This is a genomic window from Gandjariella thermophila (genome assembly GCF_005405885.1).
Lineage (GTDB): Bacteria > Actinomycetota > Actinomycetes > Mycobacteriales > Pseudonocardiaceae > Gandjariella > Gandjariella thermophila.
This window is the reverse complement of record NZ_BJFL01000011.1, coordinates 64,421-85,289: the sequence shown is the minus strand read 5'-3', so window position 1 is coordinate 85,289 and position 20,869 is coordinate 64,421. Positions and strand designations below refer to the sequence as shown.

The following is a 20,869-nucleotide window of genomic DNA, read 5'->3' as shown; positions in this document are numbered from 1 at the left end:
GTCGGGCGCGCCTACTTCCGGTCGCGCGCCGCTTCCGGCCCGGCGAGCAGCATCGCGCTCTGGAAACCGCCGAACCCGCTGCCCACGGTCAGCACCACGTCCATCCGGTGCTCCCGGGCGGTGACCGGAACGTAGTCGAGGTCGCACAGCGGATCGGCGTTGTGCAGGTTCGCCGTCGGCGGCACCACCTGGCGGTCCAGGGCGAGCGCGCAGGCGGCGATCTCCAGCGAGCCGATCGCGCCGAGCGAGTGACCGATCATCGACTTGATCGAGCTGACCGGGACCTCGTAGGCACGGGGCCCGAGGCTGCGCTTGAACGCCGCCGTCTCGTGCCGGTCGTTCTGCTTCGTGCCGGAGCCGTGGGCGTTGACGTAGTCCACGTCGGCCGGGTCGACCCGGGCGGCGGCCATGGCGATCCGGATGGCCTCGGCCATCTCCCGCCCGTCCGGTTTCAGGCCGGTCATGTGAAAGGCGTTGCTGCGGCTGGCGAACCCGACGACGTGCGCGTACTCCCGGGCGCCGCGGCGGCGGGCCGCCCCCGCCTCCTCCAGCACCAGCACCGCGGCCCCCTCGCCCAGCACGAACCCGTCGCGCCTGGCGTCGAACGGCCGGGAGGCGTGCTCGGCGTCGTCGTTGTTGGGCGAGGTCGCCCGGATCGCGTCGAAGCACGCCGAGGTGATCGGGGACAGCGGCGCGTCCGTGGCGCCGGCGAGCACCACGTCCGCCGAGCCCTCCTCGATCAGCGCGGCACCGTGGCCGACCGCGTCCAGCCCGGACGTGCACCCGGTGGAGATCAGCGCGGTCGGACCCTCGGCGGCCACCTCCCAGGCGACCTCCACGGCGAGGGTGCTCGGCACCATGTAGCCGTACAGGTGCGGCACGCCGTAGGTGTGGTCGACCAGCCAGCGCCGGCCGTCGTCGGCGAGCACCGCGTACTCCTCCTCCAGACCCATGGTGCAGCCGACGGCGCTGCCGATGCTCACCGCGACCCGCTCCGGGTCTACTGAGGACAGATCGAGGCCGCTGTCGGCCACCGCCTCCCGGGTGCAGACCGTGGCGAACTGCGCGGCCCGGTCCATCCGCCGAACCTGCTGCGCGGAAAGGCCCGCCGCCTTCGGATCGAAGTCGACCTCGGCGGCGATCTGCGAGCGGAACTCGGCGGGGTCGAACAGGGTGATCCGGCGGGTGGCCGTCCGTCCGGCGGCCAGCAACTCCCAGAAGGGTTCCCGGCCCACGCCCCCCGGCGCCACGACACCGATGCCGGTGATGGTGGCCGTCCTGCTCATCGGGCACCTCCGACCGCCGGGTTCGGTGCGTCCGGGTTCCCCGGCTGCTCGGTGTCGACGTGGCCGAGTTCCGGGCGCGGCGCCAGCGGGGACAGGTGGAACACCGCCTGCGCGACGGACTCGCCGACGTTCACCAGCCGGTGCCGCAGACCGATCGGCACGATCAGCGAGTCACCGGGGCCGAGGCGGATCGGCACGCCGTCCACCGTCATCTCCAGGTCGCCGGCGACGACGTGCAGGAACTCCTCGGAGTAGGGGTGGTAGTGCTCGGTGACGAACTCGCCGGGCCCGAGGTGGAGGAACCCGCCGAAGCCGGAGGTCGAGCCGACCGTCTTCGGGCTCAGCGTGACCCGGATGTCGCCGCCCCTGCGCCGGTTCGGCACCGCGTCGGCGACGTTGACCCTCACGTTCTCCGCGCGAACCGTGGTCATCGCACCCGGCCCTCCTCGGCCGTCCACACGTAGAACGGCGACGCCATCGCGTCCTTCGGTTCCTTCCAGCCGGGGTCGTACGGCGCCACGAACCGGGCGAGTTTGGTGTTGATGTCCTGGTACAGCGGGTGGCTGCGGGCACGGTACAGGTTCGGCGCGATGTCCTGGTCCGCCTCGACCAGGTGGAAGTACAGGTCGTGGAAGCTGAACAGCGTCCTTCGGGACACGCCGACCATGTGCGGCAGATCGGTGGCGTCGGACGCGGCGAAGACGTCCGCGATCCGCTGCGGGTCTGTGGTCCTGAGCCTGGCGACGATCAGGGTGCGGTGCACGGTCTCGCCTCCTGCGAACGTGGTCGGACGGGCGGGTCGATGCTCGGCGCCCGCGATGGAGACCGGCTCGAACCCGCCTCGGACCCGCCCCGTCACCAGGGGACGGGTTGCCCGCCGCGCAGGAACGTCCCGGTCGGACCGTCGTCCGGCAGGGTCGCCGCGTCCGCGACGTCCACGGCGGCGTCCTCGGCGGCGCGGTCCGCGGTGGGCACCATCCTGGTCCGCACCCGGCCGGGGTTCACCGCGTTCACCAGGACGCCGGTGCCCCTGGTGCGGGCGGCGAGCAGGCTGGTCAGGCCGTTGACCGCCGTCTTGGACAGCGAGTACGCCGGCGCGCCGGTCCACAGCCCGACATGGAACGACCCGGTGGCGCTGGACACGAACACCACCCGGCCCCAGCCGCGCGCCACCATGCCCGGCAGGAACGACTGCGCGACCCGCCACCCGCCGAGCAGGTTCACCGCCAGCGTGCGTTCCACCAGGTCCAGCGGCACGGTGAGCGGGTCGTGGCCGCCGTCGAGCAGCACGCCGGCGTTGCACACCAGCACGTCCACGCCGGCCAGTTCGCCGGCCGCCCGCCGCACGCTGGCCGGGTCGGTCACGTCGAGCTGATGCGATCGGACGTCCGGCCCGATCTCGGCGGCGGCGCGCCCGGCGGACGCCGGGTCCCGCGCGGTCACGATCACCCGCAGGCCCCGGCGGGCGAGTTCGGCGGCGACGGCGTGCCCCAGCCCCCGGTTCGCCCCGGTGATCAGTGCGGTGCGCTGGTCGGCCACGGCGCCCCCATCGGCTGCTCGGCTGCGGTTCGCGCCGATGCTCGCCGGGCCGGCTCGACCCGTGCTGGTGAACGGGTCACGCCGGCCACCGCGCGGCGGCTGCTCGAGCGAGCCTCCAGCCCGCGATGCCACGGTCACCGTCCGCGCGCCGCCGGCGCCGAGCGAATCCGAGGAGGGAGGCCGACATGCGGGTGGTGTTCACGACCTGGGCGTGGCCGACGCACCTGTACGCGCTCGCGCCGCTGGCCTGGGCGTGCCGCGCGGCAGGGCACGACGTCCTGTTCGCCAGCCAGCCCGGACTGCTCGGCGACATCCTGCGCGCCGGGCTGCCGGCCGCGACGGTCGGCACGGACGTGGACACCGCCGGCATGGTGCGCGAGTACCTGCTGCCCACCGGCGGTGGCCGCGCGGCAGGCAACGGCGGCCGTCCCCGGGCGGTCCGCATGCTGCTCGCGCACGCCGAGTCCATGGTGGACGATCTGGTGGAGCTGGTTGGCGACTGGCGGGCGGACCTGGTGGTCTACCACCCGACCGCGCTGGCCGGCCCGCTGGCGGCCGCGGCGGCCGGGGTGCCCGCCGTGCGGCACCTGTACGGGGCCGACCTGCTCGGGCCGGTGAGCGCGGTGCTCACCGAGGCGTTCGCGCCGCTGGCCGACCGGTGCGGCGGCACGGGGTTCGACCCGTGCGGGGTCGCCACCGTCGACCCGGTGCCGGCCAGCATGCAGGTGACCGGCGACCACCGCCGGCTGCCCATCCGGTACGTGCCGTTCAACGGTCCCGCCGTGCTGCCGGTCGGCCTGCCCACCGCCGGCGACCGGCCTCGGGTGTGCGTGAGCTGGGGACACACCATCGCCAGGGTCGAACCGCACCGGTTCCCGGTGAACCGGGTCGTCGCCGCCGCGGCGGACCTCGACGTCGAGGTGGTGCTCGCCGTGTCGGCGGCGCAGCGCCCGCTGCTCGCTCCGCTGCCGGACGGCGTCCGGGTCCTGGTCGACAAGCCCCTCCAGCACGTCCTGGCCGGCTGTGACCTGCTCGTCGGCCACGGCGGCGCGAGCAGCATCCTCACCGCGCTGCTGGGCGGCGTGCCGCTGCTGCTGGTGCCGCAGTTACCGGACCACGCCGGCCACGCGGCGCGGGTGGCCGCGCGCGGTGCCGGCCTGGTGCTGGGCATCGGCGAGGCCGAGCCGGCCGTGCTGCGGGAGGCGATCGGCCGCCTGGTGGCCGGGGACGCACCGGAGCGGGCGGCCGCCAGGGCGGTGGCCGCGGAGATGCGCGGGCAGCCGCCCGCGACGAGCGTGGTCGCCGCGCTGGAGTCGCTGCGGGCATCCCACCACCCTCGATCCGCCGTCGAGCCGGCTCCGAGCGGGTGCTGTGAACCTGCCGTGCCAGGGAACGGGAGCGAGGAGCGGGAGAGATGACGAACGACGCGGTCGCGCCACCGGAGCACCGGGACGAGTCGGCCGAGGCGGTACGGCGGGACGACGGGCTGCTCCGCTTCCCGTTCGCCAGTGCGGACCCGTTGCGACCGCCCGGGGAGTACGCCCGGCTGCGCGCGGAGCGGCCGGTCGCCAGGGTCGCGCTGGCCAACGGGCACACCGTCTGGCTGGTGACCCGGCACGCGGAGGTGCGCAGGGTGCTGGCCGACCCCCGGTTCAGCCGGGAGGCGATCACCCGGCCGGGCGCGCCGCGGCTGCTGCCGGTCGCCGCCGGATCCAAGTCGATCTTCGTGATGGACCCGCCGGAGCACACCCGGCTGCGCAGGCTGGTGGGCCGGGTGTTCACCACCCGGCAGGTGGAGAACCTGCGGCCGAGGGTCGAGGAACTCGCCGAGCAGATGGTGTCCGGCATGGTCGCGCAGGGACCCCCGGCCGACCTCATCGCGCACCTTGCCCAGCCGCTGCCCATCACGGTGATCTGCGAGATGCTCGGCGTCCCGCAGCGGGACCACCTGCTGTTCCGGGAGTGGACGGACGTGATGCTCAGCGTCAGCGCCCGCACCTCCGCCGAGGTCAGTGACGCCGCCGCCAGGCTGCGCCGGTACCTCACCGCGCTGATCGAGACGAAGCAGCGCCACCCCGCCGACGACCTGCTCACCGTGCTGATCACGGCACGGGACGAGGATGACTCGCTGTCCACCGAGGAACTGCTCGCGTTCGGCGAGACCATGCTGATGGCCGGCTACCACGCGACCACCTCGGAGATCGCGCACGGCGTGCTCACCCTGACCGAGCGGCCCGGCGCCGTCCGGCGGCTGGTCGAGCACCGCGACCAACTCCCGGTCGCCGTGGACGAACTGCTGCGGTACTCGCAGGCCGGCGGCGGCGTCGGCCCCATCCGGATCGCGCTGGCGGACATGGAGATCGGCGGTGTCCCGATCCGCGCCGGCGACGCCGTGCTGCCGTGCATCAACTCGGCGAACCGCGACGAGAGCGTCTTCGCCGGCGCCGAGGAACTCGACCTGACCAGGACGCCGAACCCGCACCTCGCCTTCGGCCACGGCATCCACCACTGCCTCGGCGCGCACCTCGGGCGGGTGGAGCTGACCGTCGCGCTGGACCGGCTGCTGGAACACCTCGGCGAGTTCCGCGTCGCCGTGCCGGCCGGCGAGCTGCGGTGGACGGCGAACCGCGCGTTCACCCGGCCGGACACCCTGCCGCTGCGGTGGTGACGGCCCGCCCCCGACCCCGCCGGAAACCCGAGGAAGGACCGCGACACCATGACCACCACGGACCGCGCCACGACCCTGACGCGCGCGGCGCACGGCGCGCCCAGCGCCCGACCCATCATCGAGCTGGGCACCTCGTTCTGGGGCGCCAAGACGCTGCTCACCGCCGTCGAGATCGGACTGTTCACCGAACTCGGCGCCGGGCCGGCGAGCGTGGAGCAGCTACGCGCGCGGCTGGACCTGCATCCCCGCTCGGCGCGGGACTTCCTGGACGCGCTGGTGGCGCTCGGCATGCTGGAGCGGGACGACGGGCTGTACCGCAACACGCCGGCCACCGGCTACTTCCTCGACGAGAACAGGGACACCTACCTCGGCGGGTGGATGCGGCAGGCCAGCAAGCACCTCTTCCGCGCGTGGGGCGGCCTCACCGAGAGCCTGCGCACCGGCAAGCCGTACATCGGTTGGGACAGCGCGGACTACTTCGAGCGCCTGTACGAGGACAGGGACGAGCGGCGCGGCTTCATCGCGGCGATGGACGCGTGGACCACGCACATCGCCACCGAACTCGCCACGGGGCTCGACTGGCGCGAGCACACCACGTTCGTCGACGTCGGCGGCGCCCGGGGGAACCTGTCCGCGCACCTGGTCAACGCGCACCCGCACCTGCGCGGGGTGGTGTTCGACCGGCCGGAGATCGCCGACCTGTTCACCGAGCACATGCGGGACAAGGGCACCGCCGACCGCGTCGACTTCGTGGTCGGCGACTTCTTCACCGAGCCGCTGCCCCCCGCCGACGTGCTGATCTTCGGGCACATCCTGCACGACTGGGACGAGGCGGAGCGGGCCACGCTGGTGCGCAAGGCGCACGACGCGGTGCGGCCCGGCGGCATCGTGGTGATCTACGACCGGATGATTGACGACGACCGGCGCGAGAACGCGCTCGGCCTCCTCGGCTGCCTGAACCTACTGGTGGTGACCCCGGGCGGCGCGGAGTACACGGTGGCCGACTGCCGCCGGTACGCGACCGACGCGGGGTTCGCCTCGGTCGCCGCGCTGCCGCTGTTCGACGGCCTGGAAACCGCGGTGGTCGCCAGGAAGTCGCGCTGACGCGAACCCACGGACGGGGGAGGGAGCGACCCATGCCGTACGCGGCCATCACCTACGACATCAGGAGCGGATGCGAGGACGAGGTCGCCGAGGTCTTCCGCGACTTCCAGCGGCCGAAGTCCACCGTGGTCCCGGACGGCGAGGGCAGGCCGGCCGGCCGGATCCTCGCCACTGCGGTGTTCATCCGGGACGCCACGCTGGTGCGGTTCATCGAGTACGAGGGCGACCTGGACGCGGTGGCCCGGTTCATGGCCGGCCAGCCGGGGGTGCGGGAGGTGGAACGCCGGCTCGCGCCGTACCTGAACACGCCGAGGGACACCGGCACGGTGGACGGTTTCGTGCGCACCTTCAAGGCCAGCATGCTGCGATGCATCACCCAGTTCGCGGTGCCGCGCAGCTGACCGCCGCGACCACGGGGCCGAACGGGACGGGCCGGGATCGCACGATCCCGGCCCCTCCCGCGGGGGTGCCGCCCGCGCTCATCCGCGCCGGCAGATCACCAGCGTGTCGTCGTCGCCGAGCGGCTTGTCCTCGAACGAGGTGAAGCCGGCGCCGGCGGCGTGCTCATGGATCTCGCTCGCCGGGTACTCCGAGCCGCCGTCGCTGACCAGCAGCATGTCGAGGCTGATCACCAGGTTCTCCACGTGGTCGGGCTCCTCGCCAAGCATCCGGTCGTAGACCAGCAGCGCGCCCCCGGGGTTGACCGACTGGCACGCCCTGTGCACGAGGAACCTGCGCCGCTCGCGGTCGAAGTCGTGCAGCACGTGGCCGAGGATCACCAGGTCCGCCGAGGGCAGCGGGTCGTGGAAGAAGTTGCCCCCGTGGAACTCGATCCGCCCGGTGAGGCCGAGGTTCGCCATGTGCTCGGTGAAGAACGGCTCCATCTGCGGCAGGTCGAACACGTGGCCGGTCAGGTCGGGGCAGGCCTTGACGATCTGCCCGGCCATGTTGCCCCGGCAGCCACCGACGTCCAGCACCGTCCGGTATCCCGACCAGTCGAACGACTCCACCAGTCGCGGGCCGAGGACCTGGGTCAGCGCGTCCATCATCCGGATGAACTGGCCGAGCACCTTCGGGTTGTTGACGACCTGCTCGAAGTCGCCGGCCGCCTGCGGCTTCCCGGTGCGCAGCGCCTCGGCCAGCCGACCCCACGCCGGGTAGAGGTTGTTGTTGGCCCGGTGCAGGAACCCGCCGACGTAGGTCGGCTGGTCGCGTACCAGGTACCGGTCGGCTCCGGGGGAGTTGCGGTACTTCTCGCCGTCCTTCTCGAGCAGGCCGAGGGCCACCAGCAGGTGCAGGAAGTCGCGGAGGCCGCGGCCGTGCAACGCCAGCCGTTGCCGGATCTCCTCCTCGGTCAACGGACCCGGGTGCAGGGTGCTGAACAGATCGAGTTCTGCCGCGGTGAGCAACGCCTTGGCATCGCAGAAGGCGTTGCACAGCCTGATGATTCCTGCCGGGGTGCTGACATCCGGAGCGGTACTCGTCATGTGCTCGACTCCCTTTCTCGAAAACCAGAGTGCCCTGTTCAGGTTCCACCCCGAGGTGGAGCAGGACTCGAAACCCGTTGGAAGCCGGCGAACGCCTCGGCACCGGTGGCGCGGCCGGGTCGGTGTTCTCGACCGGGTTTCGAGTACCGCTCGGCCCGGCGTTGCCAGCATCGCCGCGACGGATCACAGGCGACCACGCCGCGAGTCGGTTGGCCGAGAAAGGTGGCGTCCGGTGGATCAGGGACTGCACGGCAAACGGGTGCTGGTGACCGGTGGCACCAGGGGGATCGGGCGCGCCACGACGCTCGCGTTCGCCCGCGCCGGCGCGTGGGTGTTGGCCTGCCATCACAGCGCGGACGAGGCGGCGGAGAGTCTCGCCCGCGAACTGAAGGACCTGGGCGAGCGCAACGGGGTGGTCCGTGCCGACGTGACCAGCCGGCGGGACGTCGAGCGGTTGGCGGACGTGGTGCGCACCGAATGGGAACGGTTGGACGTCCTGGTCAACAACGTCGGCGTGGACGGCGGCGTGGCGTTCGCCGACATCACCGACACCGAGTGGCACCGGCTGCTCGGCCACAACGTCACCGCCGCCTACCTGGTCACCCAGGCGATGCTGGAACTGTTGGTGGACGGAGCGTCCGTGGTGAACGTCGGCTCCTCTGTCGCGCTGCGCGGCCGGGTCAACGGCGTGCACTACACCGCGTCCAAAGCCGCCGTGATCGGCTTCACCCGGGGACTGTGCAAGGAACTCGGCCCGCGCGGCATCCGCGTCAACACCGTCGCTCCCGGCCTGACCGAAACCGAGCCGGGCGCGGGACTGCCGCCGCACGCGGTGGAACGCATCGTCGGCATGACCGCGCTGGGCCGGATCTGCCAACCCGAGGACGTCGCCGGCGCCGTGCTGTTCCTCGCCGGCGACACGTCCCGGTACATCAGCGGCGTCACGCTGAACGTCGACGGTGGGGTGTGACGCGGTGGCCACCGGCAGCGGCGGCGGCCGCGGGGAGTCGCGGCGCGGCCTGCGGGTCGTCGTGATCGGCGGCGGGGTCGGCGGGCTGTGCCTCGCGCAGGGGCTGCGCACCGCCGGCATCCGGGTCGCCGTGTACGAGCGGGACGGCTCGGTGCGTGGCCGCAACCAGGGATACCGGCTGCACATCAGCCCGGAGGGGGAACGCGCGCTGCGCGACTGCCTGCCCCCGCGGGCGGCGGAACTGCTGAGCGCCACCGCGAACAGCCGCTACGGCTACGGCATGGCCGTCTACGACGAGCACCTGGCCAGCCAGTGGGCGCCGCGGTTCGACGACCCGCGCGCCGCCGACCCGGACAAGGTGGACGCCGTGGACCGGGTGACGCTGCGCCGGGTGCTGCTCGCCGGGCTCAACGGCATCGTCCACTTCGGAAAGCGGTTCGTCCGCTACGAGACAGCGCCGGACGGCGCCGTCGTCGCCCACTTCGCGGACGGCACGGTGGCCGCCGGTGACGTCCTGGTCGCGGCGGACGGCGGCAACTCGCCGATCCGGCGGCAGCGCGGAATCCACGCCGAGCCCCGGGACCTCGGCGTCCGGACCGTTTTCGGCCGTATCCCGATGACCGGGGAACTGCGCCGCGAGCTGCCCGAGTTCCTGCAGGACCGGTTCACCTGGGTGATCGGCTCCGACGGGCACAAGCTCGGCCTGATGCCGATGGTGTTCCGTACCAGGCCGGCGGAGGCGGCGGCGCGGCTGTGGCCGGGACTCGACCTCGGCGACAGCGAGGACTACGTCATGTCGGTGTTCTCCATGCACCGCACCGTGACCGGGATGCCGGACGCGGAGTTCCTCGCCATGGACGGCCCGCGCCTGTGGCGGTTCGTCCAGGAGCGCACCGCGGGCTGGCATCCGGCCCTGCGTGCCGTGCTGAGGTACGCCGACGTCGCCGAGACGTTCCCGGTCGTCGTGCGGGCCACCGCGCCGATCGAACCGTGGCAGCCCGGCCCCGTCATCCCGGTCGGGGACGCCGCGCACGCCATGCCGCCCTCCGGCGGGGTGGGCGCGAACACGGCGGTGCGGGACGCCAGCACGCTGGTCCGCGAACTGCTCGCCGCCGACCGGGGCGAGCGCTCGGTGACCGAGGCGGCCGAGCGCTACCAGGCCGAGATGCTCGGCTACGCCACCGAGGCGGTGGCGATGTCACTGCAGGTGGCGAAGTGGTCGCTGCAGCGGATCGATTTCGACGAGTCGGTGCTGGCGGCGAACACCACCGGGTGACCGGCCGGCGGTGCGGCGCCCGTCCCGCCACGAGAAACCAACCCGGAGGAGGACCGTGATGGACATTGGAGTTGGGCTGCCGAACACCGTTCCCGGCGCCGACGGCCGGCAACTGGTCGAGTTCGCCGCCCGCGCGGACGGGCTGGGGTTCAGCACGCTCGCCGTGCTCGACCGGATGGTCTACGACAGCTACGACGCCACCGTGACGCTCGCCGCGGCCGCCGCCGTCACCACCCGCATCACCCTGGCGCCGACCATCCTGCTGGCCGCGTACTGGCCGAGCGCCGCGCTGCTGGCCAAGCAGTTGGCCAGCGTGGACCGGATCGCTGGCGGGCGGCTCGTGGTCGGCGTCGCCGCCGGCGGGCGGGAGGACGACTTCCAGGCCACCGGCGTCGACTACCACACCCGCGGCCGGTGGCTGGACGAACTGCTGGACGAGATGAAGCGGGTGTGGTCCGGCGGGGGCGCGGTGCCCGGCATCGGCCCGAAACCAACCAGCGGCACCGTTCCACTGTGGATCGGCGGCAACTCGCCGGCAGCACTGCCGCGCGCCGCCCGGCACGGCATCGGCTGGGTGTCCGGCGGCGGCCCGGTGGCCCGGTATCCCGAGCAGGCCGAGAAGGTGCGGGCCGCGTGGGCGCAGGCCGGCCGGACGGACACGCCGAAGCTGGGCGCGCTCACCTACGTGGCGCTCGGCGACGACCGGAAACGGCAGGGTGGCGAGTACCTGCTCGACTACTACTCCTACCTGGGCGAGAAGGCCCGGTTCCTCGCCTCCGGCGTGATCGCCGACGAGGGCCGGCTGCGGGAGACGATCGACGGCTACGCCGCCGCCGGATGCGACGAGTTGCTGCTCTTCCCGTGCACCGCCGACGTGGACCAGCTCGAACTGCTGGCCAAGGTGTGCTTCCCCTGATCCCCGACTGTCGCCGGTATCGAGCGAAGGACGAAGAGTATGGCTGACATCAGCGTGCCGGTGCTCGTGGTGGGTGCCGGACCGGTCGGGATCTCGACCGCGCTTTTCCTCGCGCGGCACGGCGTCCGGCCGCTGCTGGTCGAGCAGCGGGACGGCACGTCGACGCTGCCGCGCGCGCCGGGGCTGCAGGCGCGCACCATGGAGTTGTTCCGCTCGGCGGGGGTGCACCGGGAGATCCGCGCGCTGGAGGTGGGCGACTCGCACCCCTACTTCGAGGGCGGCATCATCCAGGTCCGGACGTTCGCCGAGATCGACGACGCGGTGGTGCTCGAGGCGCCGTCGCTGGACGGTCCGACGGTCAGCCCGGAACGGGTGATGGGCTGCGGCCAGGACCGCTACGAGCGGGTGCTGGCGGACCTCGCCGTCCGGTCCGGCGCGGACGTCCGGTTCGGCACCCGGTTGACGTCGTTCAGCCAGGACGCCGACGGCGTCACCGCGACCATCAAGGACCTCCGCTCCGGCGCGGAGACCACGGTCCGGGCCGACTACCTGGTCGGCGCGGACGGCGCGAACAGCCGCACCCGGCAGGCGCTCGGCGTGCGGCGCACCGGCATCGGCACCGTCTTCAACGCGCTGAGCATCTACTTCCGCGCGCCGGAACTGACCACCCTGCTCAAGGACCGCAAGTTCATCCTCTGCTACGCGACCGCGGCACCCGGCACGCTGATGGGACTGTCCCGGCTGCACGGCTGCGACCCGTGGCTGGCCGCCCCGCTGTACTACCCGGACCGGGGGGAGACCCCGGACGACTACCCGGACGAGCGGTGCGTCGAGATCCTGCGCACCGCGGCCGGCAAGCCGGACATGCGGGTCGAGATCGTCGCCAGGGTGCCGTGGCAGGGCGCGCAACTGGTGGCCGAAACCTTCCGCCGGGGCCGGGTGTTCCTCGCCGGCGACGCCGCGCACGTACACCCGCCGGCCGGCGGGTTCGGCGCCAACACGGGCATCCACGACGCGCACAACCTCGCCTGGAAGCTCGCGGCCGTGCTGCATGGCACGGCCGGGGACGCGCTGCTGGACAGCTACGACGCGGAACGGCGGGGGGTCGGCGCCGCCATGGCGCGGCAGGCGATGGTGCGCAACCGGATCCGGCACGGCTACGCCGACGAGGACACCCACGCCTCGCTCGTCGACGACATCATCATCACGCTCGGGTACCGGTACCGGTCCGGCGCGATCACCGGCGGCCGGCCGGACGCGCCGGTGCTCAGCCCCCGGCTGGAACTGACCGGCGAGCCGGGCACCCGCGCCCCGCACGTGTGGCTCGACCGGGACGGCGAGCGGCTGTCCACAATAGACCTGTTCTGGGACGAGTTCGTGCTGCTGACCGCCTCCCGCGCGAACGGGTGGGTGGACGCGGCCGAGCGGGTCGCCAAGCAGTTGTCGCTGCCGCTGCGCAGCCACGTGATCGGCGCCGGTGGGCTCACCCCGGTGGACCGGGACTGGGCGGCGGCGTACGGCGTGTCCGAGGACGGCGCGGTGCTGGTGCGCCCGGACGCGTTCGTGGCGGCGCGCTCGGCCGGCCGGGTGGCCGACCAGGACGGGGTGCTCGCCGGCGCGCTGGCCCGCGCGTGCGGGTTGGCGCCCGGCGAGGTGGCGCCCGGCGGGCACGGTGGCGCGCACCGCGACCAGAGCGCGGTAACGGGATGAGCGGGTGACCCGCGGTTCTCAGGATTCCAGAAAGGACGAACGCCATGCCGTACGCAGCGATCAGCTATCGCGTCAAACCAGGGCACGACGACGAGATCGCCGACATCTTCGCCGACTTCCAGCGGGTGGACACGCCGACGTTCCTCGGCGAGGACGGCACCCCGGCCGGGCGGTTGCTCGGCACCGCGGTGTTCGTCAAGGACGACATCGTCGTGCGGGTCATCCACTACGAGGGCGACTTCGCCGCCATCGGGCGGCACATGGCCGCGCAGCGCGGGGTGCACCTCATCGAGGACCGGCTTTCGCCCTACCTGGCCGAGCCCCGCGACACCAGCAGCGCCGAGGGCTTCGCCAGCTACTTCCGGGACGCCACCATGCGCTGCGTCTCCCAGCTGTCCGTGGACACCCATCCGGCGCGGGGGTGAGCCATGCGGACGGCACCGATCGGGGTGGTCGGGCTCGGCGCGATGGGCGCCGGCATGGCACGCGCCCTGCTCGCCAGGGGATTCCGGGTCACCGCGTTCAACCGGACCGCCGCGAAGGCCGAGCCGGTGGTGCGCGCGGGCGCCACCCTCGCGGCCACCCCGGCGGACGCCGTGGCCGCGGCGGACGTGCTGCTGCTCAGCCTCGCCGGCGAGGACGCCGTCGAGCAAGTGCTGTTCGGTGCGCTGGGCGGCACGCTGCGCCCCGGGCTGACCGTGGTGGACACCTCGACGGTGTCGCCGGCGTTCGCGCGGGACACCGCGAAGCGGCTCGCCGGCGCCGGGGTGCGCCGGGTGGAGGCGTGCGTGATCGGCAACCCGCGGATGGCGGCGTCCGGTGGGCTGCGCGTGTTCGTCGCCGGCGACCGGGCCGACGCGGACGCGGTGTCCGACGTGCTGGACGCGCTCGGACCGGACGTGCGGTACCTCGGCGGGCCCGGCAACGCCAGCGTGCTCAAACTCGCCCTCAACCTGCTACTCGGCGTGCAGACCGCGGGACTGGCCGAGGCGGTCGCGTTCGTGGAGGCCATGGGCATGGACCGGGAACTGCTGCTGGACGCGTTCGCGGGCAGCGGCTGGCGGTCGCCGGTGCTCGCGTTCCGCGCGGACTTCATGCGGAAGCGCGCCTACCGGCCGGCCGCGTTCCGCGCCGCGCTGATGCACAAGGACCTCCGGCTCGCCGCCCGGGAGGCCGCGGACCACGGCGTCGGCCTGCCGGTGACCGAACGCGCGTCGGACCGGTTCGGTGCGCTGCTCGGCGGCGGGCGCGGCGACGACGACGCGGCGGCGGTGGTCGAACTGCGGTCGGCACCCGAGCCGGGTGAGTCGCCGCCGTGATCAGTGGTCTGCTCTCGGTCGCGGTGCTGGTCGGCAGCGGGGTGGTGGCCGGGGTGCTGTTCGCGGTGGCGCTGAGCGTGCTCCCCGCACTGCTCGCCATGCCGGCGGACCGGTACGTCTACGCGCACCAGTTGATCGGCCGGCGGTGGGATCCCACCATGCCGATCATCGTGCTGACCTCGACGGCCGCCGACGTCGCGCTCGCCGTGCTGGCCAGGAAGGGGACCGCGCTGTTCGCGGTGGCCGCCGCGCTGCTGCTCGCGGTGTCCGTGGTCTCGCACTTCTGCAACGTGCCCATCAACCGGGTCGTCAAGTCGCTGGACCCGGCCGACATCCCGGCCGGGTGGCGCGACCCCCGGCCGCTGTGGCGGCGGTGGCACCTACTGCGCACCACGCTCGCGCTGCTCGCGGTCGTCGCCAACGCGGTCGGCGTCGTCCTGGCGTGATGTCGCCAATGCGGTTATTCCGTGGCCAGGCACACCGTCATGTTTCTTCCGCCGGGTCGGCGCGCGGTTCGCCCGGCACCGTCGAGCGCCGTTCGAGTTGGTTTCCAGCCCGGATCGCCAGCCTGGAAACGTGGTCAGCGAATACCCGGGAGGTCGCCGATGAGCACGTCCGATGTGGTCACCGGCCCCGTGGTCACCGGCATCGGGGTATGCGCGCCGACCGGAATCGGCGTCGAAACGCACTGGCAGGCGGTGCTGGCCGGAAAGTCGGGCATCGGCAGGATCGAGCGCTTCGACCCGGCCCGGTACCCGGTGCGGTACGCCGGGCAGGTGCCGGGTTTCTCGGCGCAGGACCGGATACCCGGCCGGCTCATTCCGCAGACCGACCACGGGACGCACCTCGGTCTCGCCGCCGCCGCGTCGGCGCTCGCCGACGCCGGAGTCGACCCGGCCGACCTGCCCGAGTACGAGATGGCGGTCGTCACGTCCAGCTCGTCGGGCGGCACCGAGTTCGGGCAGCACGAGATGGAGCGGCTGTACCGGCACGGCCCGTCCTGGGTGGGCGCCTACCAGTCGATCGCGTGGTTCTACGCGGCGACCACGGGCCAGATCTCCATCCGGCACGGCATGCGCGGACCGTGCGGGGTGATGTGTTGCGAGCAGGCCGGCGGGCTGGATGTGCTCGGCCAGGCGCGCCGGCTGGTCCGGCTCGGGGCGCGCCTGGTGGTCAGCGGCGGCACGGACGCGTCGCTGTGCCCGTACGGCCTGGTCGCCCAGCTCTCCAACCGGCGCCTGTCCACGGTGGACGACCCGGCGCGGGCATACCTGCCGTTCGACGTGGAGGCGTCCGGCTACCTGCCCGGCGAGGGCGGCGCCATGCTGATCGTGGAGAGCGCGGACGGCGCCCGCGACCGCGGCGCCGGGCAGGGGTACGGCGTCATCGCCGGCTACGCCGCCGGCTTCGACCCGCCGCCCGGCTCGTCCCGGCCGCCGGCGCTGCGCCGCACCATCGAGCGCGCGCTCGCCGACGCAGGTGTCACACCGTCCGATGTGGACGTCGTGTTCGCGGACGCCTCCGGAGTGCCGGAGGACGACGTGATCGAGGCTCGAGCGCTCGTCGAGACCTTCGGGCCAGGGTCGGTACCGGTCACCGCGCCGAAGACGTTGACCGGCCGGCTGTACGGCGGTGGGGCGGCGCTGGACGTCGCTACCGCGCTGCTGGCCCTGCGGCACGGGGTCATCCCGCACACGGTCGGCCCGACCCGGCTGGCACCGGGCTGCGACATCGACCTGGTGAGCGGTGAGCCCCGGAACACCGGGCCGCGGACCGCGCTCGTCGTCGCCCGGGGCCACGGCGGGTTCAACGCCGCCCTGGTGCTGCGGCGATCCGGTTCGGACTGACCACCGCCGGAGACCACCGGACGAGGTGAGGAGAGGCTGGATGAGCGAGTTCACCCTGTCGGAACTGAAGGAGATCATGTCGGCCAGCGCCGGGGTCGACGAGGGCGTCGAGCTGGACGGCGACATCGCCGACGTGGCGTTCGCCGACCTCGGCTACGACTCGCTGGCCGTGCTGGAGCTGTGCGGCCAGGTGGAACGCCGGTACGGGGTGTCCATTTCGGACGACGCGGTGGCGGAGATGCCGACACCGGCGAAGGCGGTCGAGTACGTCAACGCGCTGCTGGCGAAGGCGGGGGTGTGAGATGGCCGGGCACACCGACAACGAGATCGTCATCGAGGCGCCCCGCGACCTGGTGTGGCGGATGACCAACGACATCCCGTCGTGGCCGCGACTGTTCAGCGAGTACTCCGAGGCGACCATCCTGTCCGAGCAGGACGGCACCGTCGTCTTCCGGCTCTCCCTGCACCCGGACGAGAACGGCACGGTGTGGAGCTGGGTCTCCGCGCGGACCCCGGACGAGGCCACCGGAACGGTGCGGTCGCAGCGCGTCCAGACCGGCCCGTTCAAGTACATGTGGATCTTCTGGGAGTACGTCGAAACCGGCCACGGCGTCCGGATGCGGTGGGTGCAGGACTTCGAGATGAAGCCCGACGCGCCGGTCGACGACGCGACGATGCAGCAGCGGCTCAACCGCAACACCGGGATCCAGATGCGCCTGATCAAGGAGAAGGTGGAGGCGGCGGCCCGAAGCGGGATCCGGGTCTAGCCCCGGAAAGGGGCGGCAACGAGTGGACCAGTCACCGCCAGACGTGGAGGACCGTCAGATGGATCTGGGCTTGGCAGGCAAGAAGGCGCTGGTGACCGGCGGCACCCGCGGTGTGGGCAGAGGCGTGGTGCGCACGCTCGCCCGCCACGGCGTGGACGTGATCACCTGCTACCGCCGGGAGGGCGAGGCGGCGGCCTCGCTGGAGCGGGAACTCAAGGAGATCGGTGGGCGGCATCACGCGGTGCGCGCCGACCTGACCGAACCCGGCCAGATCGCCGACCTGGTCGGCGAGTGCGGGTCGCGGTTCGGCCGGCTCGACCTGATCGTCAACAACGCCGCCGTGATCAACCACGTGCCGTACGGCGAACTGTCCCTCGAGGACTGGCAGCGCACGGTCGGCACCAACCTCACCGCCGTGCACCTGGTGATCCAGAACGCGCTTACGCTGCTGCGCGACGGTAGCTCGGTGGTGAGCATCAGCTCGAAATCCATCGAGGTTGGCATCCCGCTCCGCGCGCACTACACGGCGACCAAGGCGGCCCTGCACGGGCTGAACCGCACGCTGGCGCGGGAGTTCGGCGGCAGGGGAATCCGGTTCAACGTGCTGTCCCTCGGGATGATCCACACCGAGGCGGTCGACGCGCTGCCCTACGACCAGCGTGACGCGATGATCAGGCGCTACTCGGAGAAAACGTCGCTCGGCCGGCTCGGCACGCCGGACGAGGTCGCCGACGCCGTGCTGTGGCTGGCCAGCGACCTGTCCCGGTACGTGACCGGCGCGGTCATCCCGGTCGACGGAGGGATCGCATGATGGTGTCCGAGGGACCGTTCCGGGTGATGCTCCAGATGCGCATCAGGCCCGGCATGGAGCAGGAGTTCGAGCGGGTGTGGCGGGAGATCGGCGACGCGGTCACCTCGCACCCGGCGAACCTCGGCCAGTGGTTGGCGCGCGGCGAGGACGGCGTCTACTACATCGTCAGCGACTGGGTGGACGAGCCGCGGTTTCGCGAGTTCGAGACCAGCGAGCGGCACCTGAACCACCGGCAGAAGCTGCACCCGTACCGCTCCGGCGGGTCGATGACGACCATGCGGGTCGTCGCGCACCTGCCGGGCAGTGCCGAGCCCGGCCACACCCACCAGGAGTGGGAGGCGGCTCGCTGATGCGCGCGTCAGGCCGCGCGAGCCAACTCGACCACGGTCGCCGCGAACTCGGGGAAAGGCGAGCCGGGTGGAGTGGCGGGCTGCGCGTGTTGCTGTACCACGTGACCGACGACGTGCCCGGCATCGAGTCGGCGTACCACGAGGCGAGCACGCGGCTGGCCGGGGTGCCCGGCCTGCTCGGCAACGAACTGCTGCGCTCGGTGCACGACCCCGGCGGTTTCGTGGTGGTCAGTTCGTGGCGTGACCTCGCCGCGTTCCAGCAGTGGGAACGAGGCGCCGAGCACCGGGACCAGACGGCGCCGCTGCGGCCCTACCGCGACATGTCGATGCGCCGGCCGTTCGGTGTCTACCAGGTCACCGCGTCCTACCGGGCGCCGTGAGGTGGGCGGCGGCGATGCGGCAACCGACCGGAAACGACCACGACGAGCGGCTCCGCGCCCGCTGGCGGGCGGTCGGCCGGCTGTTGCTGGACGCGTTGGCCGGCGCCGCGATCATGTCCGGCTACCTGCCGATCCCAGCGGAGCCGGCGGGCGGCGCGGACCCGTACCACCGAGGAAGAACAGGGGAGACGGCGCGACATGACGACCACGATGCACCGCCCGCCCGCCGCGACGCGGCAGGCGCCGACGGCGAATGAGTGGCTGCGCTGCCCGGACTGCCACGCCCTGCTGTACCGCAGGCGGTTCGAACGCCTCGCCAAGGTGTGCTACGAGTGCGGGCGGCACACCAGGCTCACCGCGGCGGAGCGGCTCGACCGGCTGCTCGACCCCGGCTCGGCCGAACGCGTCGAGCCGGCGCCGGCCGTGCACGACCCGCTGCTGTTCACCGACCTGGTGCCGTACCGGCACCGGCTGGCGCAGGCGCGGCGGGCCACCGGCCTGGACGACGCCGTGCGGGTGGTGCGCGGCAGCGTGCGCGGCCACCCGGTCGTGGTGGCGGCCATGGACTTCCGGTTCCTCGGCGGCAGCCTCGGCTGCGCCGCCGGCGAGGCGGTCGCGACCGCAGCGGAGACGGCGCTCGCGCACCGGCTGCCGCTGCTGCTGGTCACCGCGTCCGGCGGGGCCCGGATGCAGGAGGGCGCGCTGTCACTGATGCAGATGGCCAAGACGAGCAATGCCATGGCCGCGCTGGACGAGGCCGGGCTGCTCACCGTCACCCTGGTCACCGACCCGACCTTCGGCGGGGTCGCGGCGTCGTTCGCCACGCTGTCGGACGTGATCGTCGCCGAACCGGGAGCGAGGATGGGTTTCGCCGGCCCCCGGGTCATCGAGCAGACCATCCGGCAGCGGCTTCCCGACGGCTTCCAGTCCGCCGAGTTCCTGCTCGAGCACGGCCTCGTCGACGACGTCCGCGGCCGCGCCGAACTGCCGCACGTGCTGGCCACGCTGCTGGGCACCGGGCAACCGGCCGGCGGACTGGGGGTGCGGCGAGACCGACCCGGTGGTCCGCGACCCGGCCCGGCTCGAGGCGCGCGACGTCGAGCGGGTGATCGAGCGCGCCCGCCACGCCGACCGGCCCACTACCCTCGACCATGCCGCGAACGGGTTCGACGGCTTCCTGGAACTGCACGGCGACCGCGCCGGCGCCGACTGCCCCGCGATCGTCGGCGGGCTGGCCGACCTGGACGGGCTGCCGGTGATGGTGATCGGCCACCAGAAGGGCCACACCACCGACGAGTTGGTGCGGCGCAACTTCGGGATGCCGTCCCCGGCCGGCTACCGGAAGGCGGCACGGCTGATGCGGCTGGCCGAGAAGCTGCGCATCCCGCTGGTGACCCTGGTGGACACGCCGGGCGCGCATCCCGGCCTGGACGCCGAGCGCCACGGCCAGGCCAACGCGATCGCGGACTGCCTGCGGATCATGGGTGGGCTGTCCGTCCCGGTGGTCAGCGTGGTCACCGGTGAGGGCGGCAGCGGCGGCGCGCTCGCGCTGGCCGTCGCCGACCGCGTGCTGCTGTGCGAGAACGCGACCTACTCGGTGATCAGCCCGGAGGGCTGCGCGGCGATCCTGTGGCGCACCCCGGACGCCGCCGCGGCGGCCGCGCGGGCGCTCCGCCTGGACGCCCGGTCGCTGCTGGAACTCGGCCTGGTCGACGGGGTGATACCGGAGCCGCCCGGCGGCGCGCACCGCAACCCGGCACAGGCCACCATCCGGGTGCGGGACGCGGTGGTGTGCGCGCTGCGTGACCTGCGCGGCCGGGACGGTGCCGCGTTGGTGGCGACCCGGCGGGCGAGGTTCCGCCGGTTCGGGACGGTCGAGGCGTCGACGGGGATCGAGGTGACGGCGAGATGACCAGGTCGCGCGCGCAGGCCCCGGCGACCGGGGACGGCGATTACGTGGACTCGCTCGAGCAGGAGATGGCCGGGTTGGGTGCCGAGGCCGCGATGGACATTCTCAGCCGCAGCCTCGCACACGCCGTCCGCGCCGCGCCGTGCGTGCCGAGCAGGGCGCTGGTGCGGTTCGGCTGCGCGAGCATCGAGGTCGAGTGGCCGGCGGCCCCGGGAACCCCGGCGGCCCCCGGGCTTCCGCGGGACCAGGCCGAGCCGGCCGAGGACGCGGCCGACGGGCTGCTGGCCGTGACCGCCCCGGTGGTCGGCACCTTCTACCGCGCGCCGGAACCGGGCGCGCGGCCGTTCGTCGAGGTCGGCGACGAGGTGGCGGCCGGTCAGCAGGTCGGGATCGTGGAGGCGATGAAGCTGATGAACCCGATCCTGGCGGAGGCGGCGGGCACGGTCGCCAAGGTGGTCGTGGACGACGCCGAACCGGTCGAGTACGGCCAGCCGCTGCTGCTGCTCCGGCCGCGCTCCGAAGGGTGAGCG

25 protein-coding genes and 1 pseudogene are annotated in these 20,869 nt (G+C 73.1%); 21 read left to right on the top strand and 5 right to left on the bottom strand.

Features of this window, described 5'->3' with window-relative positions; genetic code table 11:
* Positions 1–11: 11 nt before the first annotated feature.
* From FFT21_RS13245 to FFT21_RS13230, 4 genes are all read right to left on the bottom strand, one after another.
* Complete coding sequence (locus FFT21_RS13245; RefSeq protein WP_137814144.1) at positions 12–1,286, bottom strand: beta-ketoacyl-[acyl-carrier-protein] synthase family protein; 1,275 nt, start codon at positions 1,284–1,286, stop codon at positions 12–14.
* Positions 1,283–1,717 carry a cupin domain-containing protein gene (locus FFT21_RS13240; protein ID WP_137814143.1) on the bottom strand — a complete coding sequence of 145 codons (435 nt, stop codon included), beginning with the start codon at positions 1,715–1,717 and terminating at the stop codon, positions 1,283–1,285. The genes FFT21_RS13245 and FFT21_RS13240 overlap by 4 nt, the downstream gene beginning before the upstream one ends.
* A complete protein-coding gene (locus FFT21_RS13235; protein ID WP_137814142.1) occupies positions 1,714–2,049 on the bottom strand; it encodes a TcmI family type II polyketide cyclase in 336 nt (111 codons plus the stop codon). The genes FFT21_RS13240 and FFT21_RS13235 overlap by 4 nt, the downstream gene beginning before the upstream one ends.
* 92 nt (positions 2,050–2,141) lie before the next feature.
* Complete coding sequence (locus tag FFT21_RS13230) at positions 2,142–2,825, bottom strand: SDR family NAD(P)-dependent oxidoreductase (protein ID WP_137814141.1); 684 nt, start codon at positions 2,823–2,825, stop codon at positions 2,142–2,144.
* Between the two features lie 185 nt (positions 2,826–3,010).
* On the opposite strand from FFT21_RS13230, the gene FFT21_RS13225 reads away from it, so the two are divergent.
* Genes FFT21_RS13225 through FFT21_RS13210 form a run of 4 tightly spaced genes read left to right on the top strand, consistent with a single transcriptional unit; the run spans position 3,011 to position 6,998 of the window.
* Positions 3,011–4,243, top strand: coding sequence for a nucleotide disphospho-sugar-binding domain-containing protein (locus FFT21_RS13225; protein ID WP_137814140.1), 1,233 nt, complete (start codon positions 3,011–3,013; stop codon positions 4,241–4,243).
* The gene (locus FFT21_RS13220; RefSeq protein WP_137814139.1) at positions 4,240–5,493 is read left to right on the top strand and encodes a cytochrome P450; all 1,254 of its coding nucleotides are present in this window, start codon (positions 4,240–4,242) and stop codon (positions 5,491–5,493) included. Before FFT21_RS13225 ends, FFT21_RS13220 begins: the two co-directional genes overlap by 4 nt.
* Positions 5,494–5,541: 48 nt before the next feature.
* Positions 5,542–6,597 (top strand): methyltransferase, encoded by a 1,056-nt coding sequence (locus FFT21_RS13215; protein WP_137814138.1) that lies wholly within the window; start codon positions 5,542–5,544, stop codon positions 6,595–6,597.
* A gap of 32 nt (positions 6,598–6,629) precedes the next feature.
* A complete protein-coding gene (locus tag FFT21_RS13210; RefSeq protein WP_137814137.1) occupies positions 6,630–6,998 on the top strand; it encodes a SchA/CurD-like domain-containing protein in 369 nt (122 codons plus the stop codon).
* 78 nt (positions 6,999–7,076) lie between these two features.
* Here FFT21_RS13210 and FFT21_RS13205 read toward each other — a convergent pair whose 3' ends face one another.
* Complete coding sequence (locus FFT21_RS13205) at positions 7,077–8,084, bottom strand: methyltransferase (protein WP_137814136.1); 1,008 nt, start codon at positions 8,082–8,084, stop codon at positions 7,077–7,079.
* A 232-nt stretch (positions 8,085–8,316) separates the two neighbouring features.
* On the opposite strand from FFT21_RS13205, the gene FFT21_RS13200 reads away from it, so the two are divergent.
* The 17 genes and pseudogenes from FFT21_RS13200 to FFT21_RS13125 all read left to right on the top strand — a co-directional run bounded on the left by FFT21_RS13200 (position 8,317) and on the right by FFT21_RS13125 (position 20,866).
* Positions 8,317–9,054 (top strand): SDR family NAD(P)-dependent oxidoreductase, encoded by a 738-nt coding sequence (locus FFT21_RS13200; RefSeq protein ID WP_137814135.1) that lies wholly within the window; start codon positions 8,317–8,319, stop codon positions 9,052–9,054.
* 4 nt (positions 9,055–9,058) lie between these two features.
* A complete protein-coding gene (locus tag FFT21_RS13195; RefSeq protein ID WP_192909516.1) occupies positions 9,059–10,330 on the top strand; it encodes an FAD-dependent oxidoreductase in 1,272 nt (423 codons plus the stop codon).
* A gap of 58 nt (positions 10,331–10,388) precedes the next feature.
* Positions 10,389–11,246, top strand: a complete 858-nt coding sequence (locus tag FFT21_RS13190; RefSeq protein WP_137814133.1) for an LLM class flavin-dependent oxidoreductase — start codon at positions 10,389–10,391, stop codon at positions 11,244–11,246.
* A 39-nt stretch (positions 11,247–11,285) separates the two neighbouring features.
* A complete protein-coding gene (locus tag FFT21_RS13185) occupies positions 11,286–12,956 on the top strand; it encodes an FAD-dependent monooxygenase (protein ID WP_137814132.1) in 1,671 nt (556 codons plus the stop codon).
* Positions 12,957–13,000: 44 nt separating this feature from the next.
* Complete coding sequence (locus FFT21_RS13180) at positions 13,001–13,381, top strand: SchA/CurD-like domain-containing protein (RefSeq protein WP_137814131.1); 381 nt, start codon at positions 13,001–13,003, stop codon at positions 13,379–13,381.
* Between the two features lie 3 nt (positions 13,382–13,384).
* Positions 13,385–14,275, top strand: coding sequence for an NAD(P)-dependent oxidoreductase (locus FFT21_RS13175; protein WP_137814130.1), 891 nt, complete (start codon positions 13,385–13,387; stop codon positions 14,273–14,275).
* Positions 14,272–14,721 (top strand): anthrone oxygenase family protein, encoded by a 450-nt coding sequence (locus tag FFT21_RS13170; protein WP_225978366.1) that lies wholly within the window; start codon positions 14,272–14,274, stop codon positions 14,719–14,721. Before FFT21_RS13175 ends, FFT21_RS13170 begins: the two co-directional genes overlap by 4 nt.
* A gap of 159 nt (positions 14,722–14,880) precedes the next feature.
* Positions 14,881–16,122 (top strand): ketosynthase chain-length factor, encoded by a 1,242-nt coding sequence (locus tag FFT21_RS13165; RefSeq protein ID WP_137814129.1) that lies wholly within the window; start codon positions 14,881–14,883, stop codon positions 16,120–16,122.
* A gap of 40 nt (positions 16,123–16,162) precedes the next feature.
* Positions 16,163–16,423 carry an acyl carrier protein gene (locus tag FFT21_RS13160; RefSeq protein WP_137814128.1) on the top strand — a complete coding sequence of 87 codons (261 nt, stop codon included), beginning with the start codon at positions 16,163–16,165 and terminating at the stop codon, positions 16,421–16,423.
* 1 nt (position 16,424) lies between these two features.
* Complete coding sequence (locus FFT21_RS13155; protein WP_137814127.1) at positions 16,425–16,889, top strand: SRPBCC family protein; 465 nt, start codon at positions 16,425–16,427, stop codon at positions 16,887–16,889.
* Positions 16,890–16,947: 58 nt separating this feature from the next.
* Positions 16,948–17,700 carry an SDR family NAD(P)-dependent oxidoreductase gene (locus tag FFT21_RS13150; RefSeq protein ID WP_137814126.1) on the top strand — a complete coding sequence of 251 codons (753 nt, stop codon included), beginning with the start codon at positions 16,948–16,950 and terminating at the stop codon, positions 17,698–17,700.
* Positions 17,697–18,050 carry an antibiotic biosynthesis monooxygenase family protein gene (locus FFT21_RS13145; protein ID WP_307722927.1) on the top strand — a complete coding sequence of 118 codons (354 nt, stop codon included), beginning with the start codon at positions 17,697–17,699 and terminating at the stop codon, positions 18,048–18,050. The genes FFT21_RS13150 and FFT21_RS13145 overlap by 4 nt, the downstream gene beginning before the upstream one ends.
* Positions 18,050–18,430 (top strand): antibiotic biosynthesis monooxygenase family protein, encoded by a 381-nt coding sequence (locus FFT21_RS13140; RefSeq protein WP_137814125.1) that lies wholly within the window; start codon positions 18,050–18,052, stop codon positions 18,428–18,430. Before FFT21_RS13145 ends, FFT21_RS13140 begins: the two co-directional genes overlap by 1 nt.
* Before the next feature lie 14 nt (positions 18,431–18,444).
* Complete coding sequence (locus FFT21_RS13135; protein ID WP_137814124.1) at positions 18,445–18,687, top strand: hypothetical protein; 243 nt, start codon at positions 18,445–18,447, stop codon at positions 18,685–18,687.
* Positions 18,629–19,387: pseudogene (locus FFT21_RS29745) on the top strand (acetyl-CoA carboxylase carboxyltransferase subunit beta); the annotation flags it as partial. The gene FFT21_RS13135 and the pseudogene FFT21_RS29745, both read left to right, overlap by 59 nt.
* A 103-nt stretch (positions 19,388–19,490) precedes the next feature.
* Positions 19,491–20,342, top strand: a complete 852-nt coding sequence (accA, locus tag FFT21_RS29740; RefSeq protein WP_225978365.1) for an acetyl-CoA carboxylase carboxyl transferase subunit alpha — start codon at positions 19,491–19,493, stop codon at positions 20,340–20,342.
* Entirely contained in the window at positions 20,339–20,866 is a 528-nt protein-coding gene (locus FFT21_RS13125) for an acetyl-CoA carboxylase biotin carboxyl carrier protein (RefSeq protein WP_225978364.1), read from the top strand. The genes accA and FFT21_RS13125 overlap by 4 nt, the downstream gene beginning before the upstream one ends.
* Positions 20,867–20,869: the final 3 nt, after the last annotated feature.